The sequence below is a fragment of the Desulfoluna sp. CLI2B genome (assembly GCF_056847375.1).
Genome location: NZ_CP186557.1, coordinates 5236719 through 5252610, shown reverse-complemented (window position 1 = coordinate 5252610; position 15892 = coordinate 5236719). Strand labels below are relative to the sequence as shown.

16 protein-coding genes and 1 pseudogene are annotated in these 15892 nt (G+C 60.4%); 13 read left to right on the top strand and 4 right to left on the bottom strand.

Annotated elements, in window-relative coordinates; genetic code table 11:
* The first annotated feature begins 15 nt into the window (after positions 1-15).
* From ACOYW2_RS24495 to ACOYW2_RS24475, 5 genes are all read left to right on the top strand, one after another.
* Positions 16-1287 carry a class II fructose-bisphosphate aldolase gene (locus ACOYW2_RS24495; protein WP_482420362.1) on the top strand — a complete coding sequence of 424 codons (1272 nt, stop codon included), beginning with the start codon at positions 16-18 and terminating at the stop codon, positions 1285-1287.
* Between the two features lie 155 nt (positions 1288-1442).
* The gene (locus ACOYW2_RS24490; RefSeq protein ID WP_482420361.1) at positions 1443-2000 is read left to right on the top strand and encodes an NUDIX hydrolase; all 558 of its coding nucleotides are present in this window, start codon (positions 1443-1445) and stop codon (positions 1998-2000) included.
* Between the two features lie 92 nt (positions 2001-2092).
* Entirely contained in the window at positions 2093-2548 is a 456-nt protein-coding gene (locus ACOYW2_RS24485) for a DVU0524 family FlgM-associated protein (protein ID WP_180137938.1), read from the top strand.
* Positions 2535-2843 carry a flagellar biosynthesis anti-sigma factor FlgM gene (flgM, locus tag ACOYW2_RS24480; protein ID WP_180137936.1) on the top strand — a complete coding sequence of 103 codons (309 nt, stop codon included), beginning with the start codon at positions 2535-2537 and terminating at the stop codon, positions 2841-2843. The genes ACOYW2_RS24485 and flgM overlap by 14 nt, the downstream gene beginning before the upstream one ends.
* Before the next feature lie 333 nt (positions 2844-3176).
* The gene (locus ACOYW2_RS24475; RefSeq protein WP_482418446.1) at positions 3177-3659 is read left to right on the top strand and encodes a hypothetical protein; all 483 of its coding nucleotides are present in this window, start codon (positions 3177-3179) and stop codon (positions 3657-3659) included.
* Between the two features lie 164 nt (positions 3660-3823).
* Here the strand turns inward: ACOYW2_RS24475 and hisF are convergent, their stop codons facing one another.
* Genes hisF through ACOYW2_RS24455 form a run of 4 tightly spaced genes read right to left on the bottom strand, consistent with a single transcriptional unit; the run spans position 3824 to position 6643 of the window.
* The gene (gene hisF, locus ACOYW2_RS24470) at positions 3824-4603 is read right to left on the bottom strand and encodes an imidazole glycerol phosphate synthase subunit HisF (protein WP_482768271.1); all 780 of its coding nucleotides are present in this window, start codon (positions 4601-4603) and stop codon (positions 3824-3826) included.
* Positions 4597-5226 carry an imidazole glycerol phosphate synthase subunit HisH gene (hisH, locus tag ACOYW2_RS24465; RefSeq protein WP_482768270.1) on the bottom strand — a complete coding sequence of 210 codons (630 nt, stop codon included), beginning with the start codon at positions 5224-5226 and terminating at the stop codon, positions 4597-4599. Before hisH ends, hisF begins: the two co-directional genes overlap by 7 nt.
* Before the next feature lie 18 nt (positions 5227-5244).
* Entirely contained in the window at positions 5245-6033 is a 789-nt protein-coding gene (mazG, locus tag ACOYW2_RS24460) for a nucleoside triphosphate pyrophosphohydrolase (RefSeq protein ID WP_482768269.1), read from the bottom strand.
* Complete coding sequence (locus ACOYW2_RS24455) at positions 5969-6643, bottom strand: CvpA family protein (protein ID WP_482768268.1); 675 nt, start codon at positions 6641-6643, stop codon at positions 5969-5971. The genes mazG and ACOYW2_RS24455 overlap by 65 nt, the downstream gene beginning before the upstream one ends.
* A 401-nt stretch (positions 6644-7044) precedes the next feature.
* Between ACOYW2_RS24455 and ACOYW2_RS24450 the strand changes: the two genes are divergently transcribed.
* From ACOYW2_RS24450 to ACOYW2_RS24415, 8 genes and pseudogenes are all read left to right on the top strand, one after another.
* Positions 7045-8043, top strand: coding sequence for a PhoH family protein (locus ACOYW2_RS24450; RefSeq protein ID WP_482418441.1), 999 nt, complete (start codon positions 7045-7047; stop codon positions 8041-8043).
* 174 nt (positions 8044-8217) lie between these two features.
* Positions 8218-10488 (top strand): HD family phosphohydrolase, encoded by a 2271-nt coding sequence (locus tag ACOYW2_RS24445; RefSeq protein WP_482768267.1) that lies wholly within the window; start codon positions 8218-8220, stop codon positions 10486-10488.
* On the top strand, positions 10475-10843 hold the full coding sequence (gene ybeY, locus ACOYW2_RS24440) for an rRNA maturation RNase YbeY (protein WP_482768266.1): 369 nt from the start codon (positions 10475-10477) through the stop codon (positions 10841-10843). Before ACOYW2_RS24445 ends, ybeY begins: the two co-directional genes overlap by 14 nt.
* Before the next feature lie 235 nt (positions 10844-11078).
* Positions 11079-11507 (top strand): annotated as a pseudogene (locus ACOYW2_RS24435) (pyridoxine 5'-phosphate synthase); the annotation flags it as partial.
* A 47-nt stretch (positions 11508-11554) separates the two neighbouring features.
* Entirely contained in the window at positions 11555-11854 is a 300-nt protein-coding gene (locus ACOYW2_RS24430; protein ID WP_482771082.1) for a pyridoxine 5'-phosphate synthase, read from the top strand.
* Positions 11855-12309: 455 nt separating this feature from the next.
* The gene (locus tag ACOYW2_RS24425; RefSeq protein WP_482768265.1) at positions 12310-13899 is read left to right on the top strand and encodes an NAD(P)H-hydrate dehydratase; all 1590 of its coding nucleotides are present in this window, start codon (positions 12310-12312) and stop codon (positions 13897-13899) included.
* 227 nt (positions 13900-14126) lie between these two features.
* Entirely contained in the window at positions 14127-14624 is a 498-nt protein-coding gene (gene tsaE, locus ACOYW2_RS24420) for a tRNA (adenosine(37)-N6)-threonylcarbamoyltransferase complex ATPase subunit type 1 TsaE (RefSeq protein WP_482418436.1), read from the top strand.
* Positions 14625-14667: 43 nt separating this feature from the next.
* Positions 14668-15885, top strand: coding sequence for an aspartate kinase (locus ACOYW2_RS24415; protein ID WP_482418435.1), 1218 nt, complete (start codon positions 14668-14670; stop codon positions 15883-15885).
* Positions 15886-15892 lie beyond the last annotated feature (7 nt).

The following is a 15892-nucleotide window of genomic DNA, read 5'->3' as shown; positions in this document are numbered from 1 at the left end:
AGAAAAAGAGAGACCATGTCTGACTTTGATCGCGCACTCAAAATCGGTCGTCCCCCCACAGTAGAAAAACTTTTTCCCAACTCCAAGGCTCTGCTCGTGAGTGGTCGGTACATCGACCGCGCCATGCGAAAGAAGGGCGGGGCCATGACCATTGCGGCCAACGGACGCAGCCACCTTGTGATTCGCGGCGTTCTGGCCGCGGCCCAGCGTGCCGATGCCGCCATCATCATCGAGATTGCCAAGTCCGAAGGCGGGGCCAACGCCTATTGCCCCACCAGCCTCTGGAACATGGCACGCCAGGTGGATGCGGTGATGAACGAGCTGGGGGTCACCGTGCCCGTGGCCATCCACACCGACCACTACGCCATCAAGACCCAGGCCGACCTCGAGGCGGGCAAGGTGGAGATCCCCTCCATCTTTGATGCCGGGGTTACCTCCATCGCCATCGACGCGTCCCATCAGCCCGATGACGAGAACCTGTTGGCCAACATCGCCATCAACCCCTACATCCCCGAGTGGGCCGGTCTGGAGACCGAGGTGGGTGAGATCAAAGGCACCGAGGGACTCTCCTCACCGGAAGAGGCCCTGTTCCTCATCCAGGGGCTCAACGCCCACGACATCCATGCGGACTGGATCGCCCTGAACAACGGCACCACCCACGGCATTGAGGCCAGCGGCTCCGGCATCAACGTGGAGCTGACCGAAGAGATCCACAAGGCCCTGGAGCCCTACAAGGTCTCCGGTGCCCAGCACGGCACCAGCGGCAACGACTCCGACCGCCTGCGCGCCATCGCCGAAAAGACCGCCACCACCAAGGCCAACGTGGCCACGGCCCTGCAGCTCCTCTCCTGGGGCATGGAGGTCAACGAGTTCGGCAACGCGGTGATGGATGAAAACGGGGACCTCATCAAGATCAAGGGCGAAGGCCTTGGCGAAGAGCTTTGGGCGGAGATGAAGGCCTACGCCGATGAAAAGGGCATCAAGGGCAGCAACTTCAAGAAGCTGAACCTCCCCTTTGAGAACAAGATCCTCGGCCAGGCCCGTGAGATCCGTGAGCGCATGACCAAGCGTGTGGAAGAGTTCACCTACACCCTCCTCACCGAGGTTTTCAACGCCGGCGGTACCGGTTCCCTGTGTGTCCAGGACATCCTGGAGACAGGTTCTTACAACCCCGGCCCCAAGGCCGAGGTGGTGGAGGACAAGGCAGAGTGGACCGAAGAGAAGATCCGCGCCAAGGCCGCACTGATCTGCTCGGACAAAGGACCCGAAGGTGACTTTGACGAGTAGCAGGCGGCAACGGATCCCATGATCCGAACCCTGGGGACGCGTTGGTCTGCGGTTTGTTCCGCGGCCTTCGGTTTTGTCCCTTCAGTCTGCTGAAAGCGTTTCAGGCGGCCCGATGTGTGATCGGGCCGCCTTTTTCTTTGTTTTTGGGAGGGCCCATGGCACCTGATGCAATGCACTCTGCGTGCAGCAATCCAAAAGATTCCGTGACCACGTCTCGACAGAAGACCCATTGCCCCTTTTGCGGGGGGCTCCTCTCCAGGCGTTTTGTGGAGGGGCGGGATCGCCTCTACTGCGAGGCCTGCGCCACCCCTTTGTATGAAAATCCGGTTCCGGCCTCCTGTGTGGTGGTGGTGGACGACAAGGAGCGTCTGCTCCTCATCAAGCGCAACGTGCCTCCCAAGGTAGGGATGTGGTGCCTTCCCGGAGGGTTCATGGAGCTGGGGGAGTCCCCGGAAGAAGCTGCCGTGCGGGAGCTCCGTGAGGAGGCCGGCATCGACGGCCGCATCCAGAGCCTGCTGGGGGTGACCACCAACCCCAACCCAGATTACGGAACCGTCCTGCTCATGGGGTACCTGATTCGGTCCTGGACCGGCGTGCCCGTTGCAGGGGATGACGCGGACGACGCCTGCTTCTTTCCCCTGGACGACTTGCCGGAGGTCGCCTTCCGCAGCCATCGGCATTTTATCCGGAACTATCTTCTGACCCGCAACTGACGGGCTCTACGGCTTCCCTGTTAATTTTGTTTGTTTTTTTCCTTAATGTCTGGGCAATTTTTGCCGATGCCAAGACTAAGGAGAAAGATGTCATGCATGTACCGTCATACCAGATAAACAATGTTTTAAAGACTTACAGCAAGCAGGTGAGCCAGAATAAGGCATTGAATCGTCAGAAAGATCTCGGTCTTGACAATGCACCGACCCATGATAAGATTACCTTATCGGCGGAAGGGAAGCGGAAGGCCGTTATCGACAAAGTGGCTTCTGACATCATCAATCGCCTGACTACCACCGGCGCATCCGGTGACAAGGACGTGGAGGCGGCCGCCCAGGTCTGGAAAGAGAAGGGCGGGGAGTCCGAGCTCGAACGCAAGAAAAACGGGCGGTTTGTGTACAATTACATCGGTGAAAACGATGAGAAGACCACCAGCACACTCACCGTCGGCAACAACGGTCCCCAGGGACAGAGGATCCGCTCCCTGATGGACCATTACAGACGCGAGGACGGAAACCCCGACCCGGAGGAGAGACATGAAAATCTCTGAATCAAATGCCAATTACGGCAGGCAGCTCTACATGCGAGAGGTGTCGGAAGCCAACCCTGCAAAGCAGGGGACGCAGGCCGGTAAGGGTCCAGAGCGTGCTGCGCAGGACAGGGTCACCCTCTCCAGGGATTCCCGTGACATGCAGATCGCCCGTGACGCCATGATGAACACCCCGGACATCCGCACCGAAAAGGTGGAGGAGCTCAGGAACGAGGTGAAGGAGGGGCGCTACGCCGTGCCCGCAGACAAGGTGGCCGACAAGATCATCGCCTCGGCCATCAACGAGTACGTCTGACCGGACACCGGGGTACCGTGACCCCGGCCGACTCGTTATTACAGACAGCCCGACGGCACCGGTGGGAAAAATTTTCCCCTACACCGGTGCCTTTTTTTATCCAAAGGGCGGTACAATCCCCGTCAATGTTGGGTTTTGACGAAAAACAGCCAGAAAGCTCCATCTGTGGCACACCTTTTGAATAGATTTGAGGGTGGCAGGCTTTGCTTCGTACCGTGGGGCAAGGCGTACAGATAAACCGTCGGATCGCGTGGCGGGCGTGTTTAACCGGAACCGGAAACGCGCGCACGGGGGTGAGGCCCCGGTCAACCGATCCCACCACAGGAGTCCACCATGAAACTCAATTCCATCAACCCCATGGGGCCCGCGGGAACCGCGAAACCCGCAGCAGGCGCCGCCACGTCCCGGGAAGGGGCCGCCTCCTTTGATCAGGTGTTGAACCAGGCGTCCCGGGAACAGGCCGGCCCCTCCGAGGGGACTGCAACCAAGGCCCCGGGAGCTGCTTCCGCCGCCGCTCCCCTGGGCGAGATCCGTGCGGTGATGCCCCCTGTTATTCCCGCAGCAGGCCCGTCACCCACGGCCGAGCGCACCGCCGCCCTGTTGAATCTTCTGGAAGACTATTCCCAGAAGATGGAGTCCCCGGATGTGCCCCTGAAAGAGGTGGCGTCCCTGGTGGGGGAGATGGGGTCCCTGGCCACGGAGCTTGCCGCCTCCTTAAGCGATGAGCCCGACCCCAAGGTGCGGGAGCTGGCCGAGCAGAGCGCGGCCCTGGCCGGTATCGAAGCCGTGAAGTTCAGGCGCGGTGATTATGTCTGATCCCTTTAAGGGCGTTCATTCCAGGCCTTGATGATGAAGGCCGCTGAGATTTTACACAAGGCGCGGGTGTCCGCAGCGACACGTACAAAAAAAGGCCGAAAACGATTTGAAAAAGATCGTTTTCGGCCTTTTTGTTTTTTACGGGGGTATTGGCGAGCCGGTTGTTACCAGCGGTGCCTGACCTTGACCCCGGCGTCATGGAGGTAATCCTTGATGCCCGGGACCGTGTAGTCGCCGTAGTGGACCATGGAGGCGATGAGGGCGGCGTCTGCCTTGCCGTCGGTTAACACCTCCCGGAGGTGTTCGGGCTCTCCGGCGCCCCCCGAGGCGATGACGGGGATGTCCACGGTTTCGGAGATGAGGCGGGTGAGGTTTACCTCGTAGCCGGTCTTCATGCCGTCGGCGTCGATGGAGTTGAGGCAGATCTCGCCGGCTCCCAGCTCCTGGGCCTTGAGGGCCCACTGCACCGCGTCCATGCCCATGTGCTTTCGTCCGCCGTTGATGACGATCTCATAGCCCGAGGGGATGGCTTCGCTTGCTTCCACCTGCTTCACGTCCATGCCTAGGACCACGCACTGGTTGCCGAAGGCCTCGGCGCCCTGGCGGATGATCTCCGGGTTTTTGACGGCCGCGGAGTTGACGCTCACCTTTTCCGCACCTGCAAGGAGCACGGCACGCATGTCTTCCACCGTACGGATGCCCCCGCCCACGGAAAAGGGGATGAAGATGGTCTCTGCCACGCGGCGGACCACGTCGATCATGATGTTGCGTTTTTCATGGGAGGCGGTGATGTCGTAGAAGACGATTTCGTCGGCGCCCTGCTCGTAGTAGAGCTTGGCCATCTCCACCGGGTCCCCGATGTCCACGTTGTTCTTGAATTTGATGCCTTTGGTGGTGCGCCCTTCGCGCACGTCCAGGCATGGGATGATGCGCCTGCTTAACATGGTTGCCACCTGCAGAAGTTGTCTAAGATTTTAAGGCCTGCCTTGCCGCTCTTTTCCGGGTGAAACTGGGATGAGACCAGGTTCTTGTGGCCCAGCATCACGGGAAAGGTGATCCCGTAGGTGCACTCGGCCAGGGCATGGGTCCGGTCCGCGGGCTCTGGGTAGTAGCTGTGGACAAAGTAGAACTCGTCCTCTTCGGTGATCCCCTCCAGGATGGGGTGGTCTGCCACGGGGCGGATGCGGTTCCAGCCCATGTGGGGAATTTTCAGTCGGGAGCCGTCGGTGTCGTTCATCTTCGCGGGGAAGGCTTCCACCTCCCCGCCGAGGAGGCCGAGGCAGGGGGTGTCGTGCTCACGGCTGTGGGAGAGGATGATCTGGGTGCCGAGGCAGATGCCCATAAAAGGGCGGCCCGATGCGTAGACCTCGTGGATGACGGTGTCCAGGCCGGTGCGCTTCAGGCTTGCCATGGCGCTGCCCGCCTGGCCCACGCCGGGGAAGATGACCCGTTCGGCCTCTCGGATGGTCCGGGCGTCACCGGTCACCACACAGTCGCGCCCCAGGGACCGAACGGCCCGCTCGACGCTGGTGAGGTTGCCGGCTTCGTAGTCGATGATGGCTATCATGGTGTGTCACATCTCCAGTTACGTGTTGGGGGCATCGTCTGCCCCGTCGTTGATCTCTTTGGCGCGCTCCCACATGGCGTCCACAGAAGAGGAGCTGCTTCGGTCCGGTCGCTGTCCCTCTTTGGCCAGGAGTTGCTCCATGAGGCGGTAGCGTTTTTCAAACTTGGCCACCGAGGAGGCCAGGGCTGCGTCGGCGTCGATACCGGCAAAGCGGGCCACGTTGACCAGGGTGAAGAGCAGGTCGCCGAACTCTAAGGAGGCGGCCTTTCTGTCCCCCGAGGCCAGGGCCTCGTTGAACTCGGTCCACTCCTCGTCCACCTTGTCCATGACCCCGTCCATGTCGTCCCAGTCAAATCCGGCCTCGGCCGTGACCTTGGAGACGTCCCGGGCCCTCATGAGGGGCGGGGTGCCCGAGGTGACCGTGTCCAGGAGGGAGGCGGGGGTCTCGGCCTTCTCCTCTTCCTTGACCCTGGCCCAGTGGGTCTTCACCTCATCCACGGTGTCGGCACTCTCTTCCCCGAAGACGTGGGGGTGGCGCCGGATCATTTTGCGCTGGTTGGCCTTGACCACTTCGGGAAACGAGAGCCCGTGGGCCTCTTCCAGCAGGTGGATGAGAAAGACCATTTGAAACCAGGTGTCTCCAAGCTCATCGGCCATTTCACCGATGTCCCCGCCGTGGATCGCTTCCTGGAGCTCGTAGCTCTCTTCAATGAGGTACCGGACCATGGAAACGGGGGTCTGTTTACGATCCCAGGGGCAGCCGTTGTCGGCCCTGAGGCGTTGGATGAGTTTTCGTGTGTCGTTCACAAGGGTGACCTTTTAATAAAAAAGGCCCTGCACAGGGCAGGGCTGGTTTTTTCGGGGGTGGGGACGGGTCGGCCAGTGGCGCTATAACCGTTTTTCCCAAATTTTTCTTGCATCTTCGATTTTGGAGGTGAATTCCTGGCGAAGGTCCTTGGACGCAAAGCCGGAGAGGGCCTCCGAGACGATGGTGATGTAGGGCGCTGTTTTGGACTGCCGGATCAGGGGAGAAATCCTCGTCGAGGAAGGTGGCAAAGACCATGAGGACTACGGCGGAGATCAAGACGCCCTTGACCAGGCCGAAGCCTGCCCCGCAGAGACGGTCCACCCAGCCCAGGAATACCACCTTGAGGAGGTACTTGACGAGGATGCCCAGGGCGGAGACAGCGGCAAAGACGGCGCCGAAGATGACAAGAAAGCTGATGATGTTGAGCCAGGCGGCAGAGTCGATGAACCGGCTGAGCTGGTCGGCCAGCAGGGGGTAGTAGTTGTAGGCGGCGAAAAAGCCGCCGAAGACCCCGATGATAGCGGAAGCTTCCTTGACGATTCCCCGAAAGGCGCCCCGGATCAGGCAGAAGGCGATTACGATGCAAAAGGTGATATCCAGTGGGTTCATCAGCGGGCCTCCATGGTGAGATGCGCCTGGTAAAACGGTAAGGTGAAAGCGTCGAATGCCACGGCACGGTGCGGCCTTCGCACCGATCAATCTGCTTGCTTAGCAGAAGCTGCTGCGGGGAGTCAAGGCATTTTTCCTTGGGTTAAAGGGGGTTACGTTTCAGTTTGCATTCGGCAAATCATGTGTGCTAAGAATGCATACATGTCAAAATGACTTTCACTCTCAGGCAGATACCCCCGAAATGGTGACCCTGAGGGGCACCGGGCGGCTGTACCGTTCCGGTTTTCTGACGTTACCACCGTTTTTGATTTTCCCTGCTGAAATCGGGTCAGGCAACATACAAGGGAACGCCCGGCTTTGTTTCATGTTGTGACAGGGCAGGGCATCGCGAAGGCTCATACATGGAAGAAAATTTGGAGAACAGCACCAGCGAGTTGTCGTTTTCAAACAACGCGCACGTCATACAGCTGTTCGGTGAGAAGAACCGTCACCTCACCAAGATCGCAGACGCCCTGGCCATAACCATCCATGCCCGGGGCAACAAGGTGACCCTTCAGGGGGATGCCGTGGCCCGCAAGCTGGCCGTCACCCTGCTGAACCAGCTTTATTCCCTCGTCAAAGAGGGGCTGCCCCTCTACCCCAGCGACATCGATCACGCCATTAAGGCGGTGAGCGGTGATCCCGAGGTGAACCTGAAGTCCATTTTCATGGACACGGTGTTCACCACCGCCACGAAACGCCCCATCACCCCCAAGAGCCCCCATCAGAAAGCGTACATCGATGCCATCAGGGAGCACGACATTGTCTTCGGCATCGGCCCGGCAGGGACCGGAAAGACCTATCTGGCCATGGCCATGGCCGTCGCCGCCCTGACCAGTGGCCAGGTGAACCGCATTATCCTCACGCGTCCGGCCGTGGAGGCCGGGGAGTCTTTGGGGTTTCTGCCCGGTGACCTGGCCGAGAAGGTGGACCCCTACCTTCGCCCCCTGTACGATGCCCTGCACGACATGCTGCGTTACGAAAAGGTGACGGAACTCATGGAGCAGGGAGCCATTGAAGTGGCCCCCCTGGCCTTTATGCGGGGGCGGACCCTGAACAACGCCTTTATCATTCTGGATGAGGCCCAGAACACCACCTCCGAGCAGATGAAGATGTTTTTGACCCGCATCGGGTTCAACTCCAAAGCGGTCATCACCGGTGACGTGACCCAGGTGGACCTTCCCAACGGAAAGGTGCCTGGATTGAAAGAGGCCCGCGGTATCCTTAAGGGAATCCGCGGGATCTCGTTTGTGGAATTCACCAAGGACGACGTGGTGCGCCACAAGCTGGTGATGAAGATTATCTCGGCCTACGAGAAGAACGACCTTTCCAAGCGTCGACGCGCGGAACAGGCACTTTAAGAGGCGTACGATACAAGATGAATCTTCGACCTGAGAAGCGGCTTCCCTTTCGGGAGTCGGTCCGTGCATATTTTGTGACCAGTGGCCATGTGCTCTGGATCCTGCTGGGGCTGATCACCCTGTTTTTTACCCGACGCACCCATCCTATTTTCCGCCACCAAATTCTCCTACAGCGTGGGAGACATCGCAGAAAAGAACATCAAGGCCCCCCGTGACTTTCTGATCCAGGACGACGCCGCCACCGAGGCGAGCCGGAAGCTCGCCATCCGTTCGGTCCTGCCCGTGTACGACAACAACACGGAGGTGGTGGGCCGCCAGGTGGCCAATGTCCGGAGCGCCTTTTCCGAGTTTCGGACCATTCTGACCCAGCCGCCGGTTCCCCCGCCTCCCCAGCCCACGGTGGAGCCCGGCAAAGAGTCCACGGCTGCGGCCACGCCCCTGGACGAGGTGTGGCTGAGAAAGCAGGAGTTTGAGGACAAGATGGGCATTGAGGTGAGCCGGGGCGCCTTCCAGGTCCTTGAGACCCACCTCTTTTCCAAGACCATTGAGGACCTCATCTGCCGCATCTACACCGAGATCATGACCAACGGGGTGGTGGCCAACAAGGAACTCCTGCTTCGCCAGGTGGACAGGGGCATTACCCTGCGCACCGTGGACGGCAAGGAAGAGTCCGTGGCCAAGAACCTCAAGGCCTACTACGGCCTGGAGCAGGCCCAGACCATGGTGCGCATCGTGGCCGATCCTCTGTTCAAAAAAGAGGCCGCGGATGTGGACTACACGGCCCTGAACCTCATCGTGGATTTCACCCAGCGCATGCTGCAGCCCAACATCACCTTGAACGGCAGCGAGACCGAAAGCCGTGCCAGGCGTGCCGCCGAAGAGGTGAAGCCGGTCCTTTTCAAGGTCAAGGTGGGGGAGATGATCCTGCGTGAAGGGGAGCGGGTCACCGAGCTTCAACTGGCAAAACTCCAGGAACTCCAGCACCAGACCCGGAATCGCCACCTGTTCTCCCGAAGCATCGGTGCGGCCATGGTGACGGCCTTTTTCCTCATGATCGCCTTTCTGGTCCACTACCGGCCGAAAAACGAGGGCATCGAAGACCGCAACAAGAACATGTTCTTTCTGGCCACGGTTCTTGTCACCTTTCTGCTGGTGGCCAAGATCTCCCTGTCCGTGCCCGGTGTCATCGGGGCGTCGGTGGAGTTCGATATCCATGAGATCTCGGTCTATTTCGGCATGCCCGTGGCTGCCGGGGCCATGGCGGTCTGCCTTTTCATGGGCATGGAGGCGGCCCTTTTCTTCTCCATTGTCTTTGCCGCCCTGGTGACCCTGGTGTTTGCCAACCAGTTCCCCATGTTTATCTACATCTTCCTGAGCTCGGCCATGGCCGCCTTCTGGCTGAAAAACTGCCGGGAACGCAAGGTGTTCATCAAGGCCGGCGCCAAGCTGGGGCTCCTCAACGTGGTTCTGGCCACCGGGGTGGTCACCTACACCAGCGACATTTCCCTGGAGATCTACCTGTGGAGCGCCCTGTTCGCCTTTACCGGGGGGATCGCCTCGGGCATCGTCACCGCAGGCATTGCGCCCCTTCTGGAGATGCTCTTCGACTACACCACGGACATCAAGCTCCTGGAGCTGGCCAACCTGGACCAGCCCATCTTGAGGCGGCTCATGATCGAGGCCCCGGGCACCTACAACCACAGCGTCATCGTGGGGACCCTGGCCGATGCCGTGGCCTCGGAGATCGGGGCAAACCCCCTTTTGGCGAGGGTTTGCGGCTACTACCATGACATCGGCAAGATCGAGAAGGCCCAGTACTTCATCGAAAACCAGAGCGACGGGAAGAACCGCCACGACAAGCTGGCCCCCTCCATGAGCGCCCTGATCCTTACGGGACACGTCAAGGCCGGTATTGAGATCGCCAAGCAGTACCGCCTGGGCAAGCCCATCATGGACACCATCCAGCAGCACCACGGCACCAGCATCATCGAGTTCTTCTATGAAAAGGCGAAAGCCCAGAAAGAGGACTCCGAAGAGACGGTGAACCCCGACGACTTCCGGTATCCCGGACCCAAGCCCCAGACCGTGGAGGCCGCCATCGTCATGATGGCCGACGTGCTGGAAGCGGCAACCCGTTCCCTGGACAATCCCACCCCGGCCCGTATCCAGGGCCTGGTGCAGAACCTTATCAACAAGATTTTCGCCTCGGGCCAGCTCGACTATTGTGAGATCACCTTAAAAGACCTCCACATCATGGCCAAACGATTCAACGTGGTGCTCAGCGGCATCAACCACCACCGCATCAAATACCCCGAAAAATCGGGCAACGGACAGAAGGCAAAAAATGGAGATTCAAATCGACAATCGGCAGGAGACGCACCCGGTCCCGCAGAGCGCGATCCTGGAGAAGGGGAAGGTCATCTTAAACGCCTTGGCATTAAGTGACCGGGAGCTCTCCCTCTCCTTTGTGGACGACGAGGAGATGCGCGAGATCAACGGCCAGTACCGGGGAAAAGACGCCACCACCAATGTCCTCTCCTTTGCCATGGACGACGGCGACTCGCCCTTTGTCTCCCCCCTTCTGGGGGATGTCATCATCTCCTGCGACACCGCGGCCCGTGAGGCGGACGATCGGGGCGTGACCCTTGATCAGCGCTACAGCCAGCTTCTGGTCCACGGCATTCTCCACCTGGCCGGGTACGACCATGAGCTGGGGGAGGAAGAGGAGGTCGCCATGGCCGAAAAGAGCGTGGAACTCCTCGGCCTCATCGAACCCGGGGCCGGGCTGGACTATTTTTGATTCGCAAGACACCTCAACGATATGTAAGGGCTCCAATCCGGAGCCCTTTTTTTATGGGGCGTGGCAAGGCAGGGAACCTGTTGTCATCAATCCTTCTTGGAGAACTCGCAGGAGGTGATCAACGGGGGTTGATCCGGGATAACCCCGGTGTTACACTCCGGAAAAAGCAGCCGGGTACCGCCCTCTGCGGCCCCTGCTTTTCCATGCTCGACAACTCCTTCGCTTCGCCTTTTCCATGTTCGACGCAAGCGGAGCCATCACAACCAACCGATCCAATTGGGAGTACCCATCCATGGCAGGACTTGCAGTCAATATCGATCACATCGCCACCCTTCGCCAGGCCCGCAGGGCCACCTACCCCGACCCCGTTGCCGCTGCCACGCGCGCTGAAATGGCCGGTGCCGACGGCATTGTCGCCCACTTGAGAGAAGATCGCCGCCACGTGCAGGACCGCGACATCCGCCTGCTTCGCCAGGTGATCCAGACCCGCTTCATCCTGGAGATGGCCGCCACCGAAGAGATGCTGGCCATCGCCTTGGACATCAAGCCCGAGCTGGTGACCCTGGTGCCTGAAAAGCGCGAAGAGGTGACCACCGAAGGGGGCCTGGACCTGCTGGCCCAGAAAGCCCACATCGCAGAAGCCGTCAAAGAGCTCCAGGACGGCGACATCCCCGTGAGCATCTTCATCGACCCGGACCTGGACCAGATCCGCTGCGCCAGGAGGCGCGCTCGATCATCGAGATCCACACCGGGGCCTTCTGCGACGCCGTCACCGACGCTGAAAAACGCGAGATGGACCGCATCAAAGCCGCCGCCAAACTCGGCCACGAACTGGGCCTGGGCGTCAACGCCGGCCACGGCATCAACTATGATTCCGTGAAAGCCTTTAAAGAGGTCCCGGAAATCGACGAGTACAGCATCGGCCACAGCATCATCGCCCGTGCCTCCATGATCGGCCTGGACCAGGCCGTCCGCGATATGGCTCAGCTCGTGAAAGAGCTGCATAACTAACTGCAAAAACGCCTCCGGCGGCAAGGTGGAGGCACCTTGAAACCTGAATGCGAATGCACGAAGGCCATCGGTACCCAAACGGCTTCGAGGCATTCGCGTGGAGGGGGACATATGGCAAACGCCTTTGCAGGAGAGGCCTTTTCTATTTATATGTAATACCCGGTGCGAGTTTTTTTGATTGGTTCGCCTGTCTTCCTGATTCACATCGGGTAAACCCGATAATCAACGGGTTACGATAAGGAGACCTTACCCTTCAAGGCTTGTCGTATCGCTCGTATAAACCACCAGCATATGTTTCGGGCGAAGCCCGAGTCGAAGGCCCTTGCGCTTTGGCCCGAGGCACGAGGGACAAAGCGCAAGGGCAATCAGCTTTCGAGGTGGCTCACCTCGCCGCCGGAGGCTGGTTTTTTTCTGCGATTTTGAGCATAACAAGGCATATTTGTAAGGAGGCTCCCATGCAGGTAACCACCGCAACGCAGATGCAGGAGATCGACCGTCGGACCATTCTTGAGATCGGCATTCCCGGGCGCGTGCTCATGGAGAGTGCGGGGCGCGGGTGTGTGGCGGCCCTTGACCGGTTGGCCGGGGGCAGGGCTCTTTCGCGTGTGGTTGTGGTGGCGGGCCGGGGGAACAACGGGGGTGATGGGTTTGTGGTGGCCCGGTATCTGGCCGAGCGCGGGGTGGAGGCCCCGGTGTTTGTGGTGGGGGGCACGGACGGTATCTCCGGGGAGGCCTTTGAGAACCTTTCGCTACTGGAGGCCCTGGGCGTTGCGGTGGTGGAGGTGGTCGAAGAGGTGGACCTGACGGCCTTAACGCGTGCCTTGTCCCACTGCGACATGGTGGTGGACGCTCTGTTCGGGACCGGTCTTCAGCGGGAGGTCACCGGCCTTTACGCAGAGGTGGTTTCGGCAGTGAACGCTGCCAAAGGCCCGGTGCTGTCCGTGGACATTCCTTCCGGGGTGTGTGCGGACACGGGGCGGGTGCTGGGGTGTGCGGTGAGGTCCCAGGCCACGGCTACCTTCTGCCTTCCCAAGGCGGGGCATTTTCTTTATCCGGGCAGGGAGCACTGCGGCGAGCTTACCGTCGTGGACATCGGCATTCCAAACCGGGCCGTGGAGCAGGCCGGCATAGCCTGCAGTCTGATTACAAGTCAGCAGGTCATGGGTCAGATGGCTCCTTTCAGCCCCCACGCCCACAAGGGCACCCGGGGACATCTTGCCCTGATGGGGGGCTCTTCGGGAAAAAGCGGGGCCGTGATCCTGGCTGCCGGAGCCGCGGTTTCCGGCGGTGCCGGGCTGGTGAGCGTGGCCCTTCCCGCGTGCATCAACACCGCCTTTGAGTCCCGTTGTCTGGAAGCCATGAGCCTGCCTTTACCCCACGGGGAGGACGGCAGCTTTCACCCGGGGTGCGGTGAGGCTTTGGCCGGGTTTCTTTCGGGCAAGGACGCTGTGGCTGCGGGGCCCGGCCTGACCACCACAAAGGGGGCATTGGCCGCCCTTGCCGCTCTTCTTGAGTTTTCCGTGGTTCCCATGGTCCTGGACGCCGACGCCCTGAACCTTTTGGCTGAAAAGCCCGAGCTGATGCGAGAGATCAAGGTCGAGGCCGTGATTACCCCGCACCCCAAGGAGCTGGCGCGGCTCACCGGCGCATCGGTCCGCGAGATCCAGGAAGATCGCCTGGGGGCTGCCCGGGCCTTTGCCGAACAGACAGGGCTCCATGTGGTCCTCAAGGGGGCGGGTACCGTGGTGGCTCACCCGGACGGCAGCTGCGCCGTCAACCCAACGGGCAATGCCCTTCTGGCAACCGGCGGCACCGGCGACGTGCTTACCGGACTCATCGGCGCCCTTTTGGCCCAGGGGTTTTCCTGTAGAGAGGCCTCGGAGATGGGCGTGTACCTCCACGGCGAAGCCGCCAACCGCCTCATGGACCAGGGGCTTCAGACCGGCATGGCCGCTTCGCGCCTCATTGATCTGTTGCCCGGCGTCCTCTCCGACGCCATGGCCGGCAACCTTGAATCCCGAGCCCCCGAAGCTCGGGTCATCTAAATGGCGCCTCCGGCGGGTCGCTTTTTGAAAAAAGCTCCGCAAAAACTTTCCGGTATGTCCGTAATGTTTAAAACAGTCGGCTCACCGAGAGCTTTCGGCCGGTCCGCGTCGTTCGTAAGACCTGTTTGTCAAACTTTTCAAAAGTTTGGCCCCCGGCAGGGCCGCCGGAGGCTGTTTTCAACCCTTTGACCCGGCGGCCGGTGATGCGCCGCAGCATGGCAGAATCAATGACCCAACATTCATCGTATATCGGCGAGTTGCTCGCCCGGGGCCGCGTGGTCCTGACCACGGCATCCACGGAAGAGACCGAAGAGGTGGGACGCCTTATGGGCTGTGCCGTGAGCGGCCCCCTTGTGCTCACATTGGCCGGGGATCTGGGCAGCGGAAAGACCTGTTTTGCAAGGGGACTTGCCCGGGGCCTGGGGGTGGACGAGGCGTATCACGTGACGAGCCCCACCTACACCATCGTCAACGAGTACCCGGGGCGTCTGCCCCTGTTTCACCTCGACCTTTACCGGCTGGGCGGGGGGGATGAACTGGAGGAGATCGGGTATCGGGACATGCTCCAGGAGGGCGGTGTCATCGTGGTGGAGTGGCCCGAGCGCTCCGATGACACCGAGCTCGGCACGGATCTGGTGGTCACGATTCGGGAAGAAGGCCCGGACGAGCGCGTGATCACCATGGCGTGTGTGCATCCGGATGTGGACTTGAAGGCGCAAGTCTGATACAAGACCCTGAAACATATACGGCTTTTACAATGGAGAAACAATGGCACTGATCGTACAAAAATATGGCGGCACATCCGTCGGGGATCTGGAGCGCATTCACAATGTGGCCAAGCGCGTTGCCAGGGCTTACGACGAGGGGAACGACGTGGTGGTGGTGCTTTCGGCCATGAGCGGCGTTACCGACAGACTGATTGAGATGGCCCATCAGGCCTCGAGCAAGCCCTGCAAGCGGGAGATGGACGTGCTCCTCTCCACCGGCGAGCAGACAACGGTTTCCCTGATGTCCATGACCCTTCAGGAGATGGGCTACAAGGCCGAGTCACTCCTCGGGTTCCAGGCGGAGATCCAGACGGACAACGGGGCGGGAAAGGCCCGGATCATGCGCATCGGCGCAAGCCGCATCAAACGTCTTCTGGATGAGAAGAAGATCGTCGTGGTGGCCGGGTTCCAGGGCATGGACTGCGACGGCAACATCACCACCCTGGGGCGCGGCGGGTCCGACACCTCGGCTGTGGCCATTGCCGCGGCAGTGGGAGCCGACGCCTGCGAAATCTATACGGACGTGGACGGGATCTACACCACCGATCCCAGGATCTGCGATAAAGCGAGAAAACTTGAGAGGATCTCCTATGACGAGATGCTCGAAATGGCAAGCCTGGGGGCCAAGGTCCTTCAGATTCGCTCCGTGGGCTTTGCCAAGAAATACAACGTGCCGATCCACGTTAGATCATCTTTCAATGAGGAGGAAGGGACCATGGTTGTCAACGAAGATTCCGGCATGGAGCAGCTTGTCGTCTCCGGTGTTACCTTAGATAAAAACGAAGCGCGCATCACCGTCAAGAAGGTTCCGGACCAGCCCGGAGTCTCCGCCAAGATTTTCTCTCCCCTTGCCGCCTCCGGCATCCAGGTGGACATGATCATCCAGAACACCCGCTCCGGCGGTGAGACCGACCTTACCTTCACGGTCACCAAGGCCGACTACCAGGAAGCCATCGAGATCACCCGTCGGGTGGCCGAAGAGCTTGGGGGCAAAGAGGTCCTCGTGGCCGACGACATCGCCAAGGTGTCTGTCATCGGCGTGGGCATGAAGAACCACTCCGGCGTGGCGTCTCGCATGTTCCAGGCCCTGGCCGATGAGAACATCAACATCCGCCTGATCACCACCAGCGAGATCCGCATCTCCTGCGTCATCGACGAACGCTACGCCGAGCTGGCCGTGCGCATTCTCCACGACGCGTTTAAGCTGGACGAGCTGTAGGCCCTGC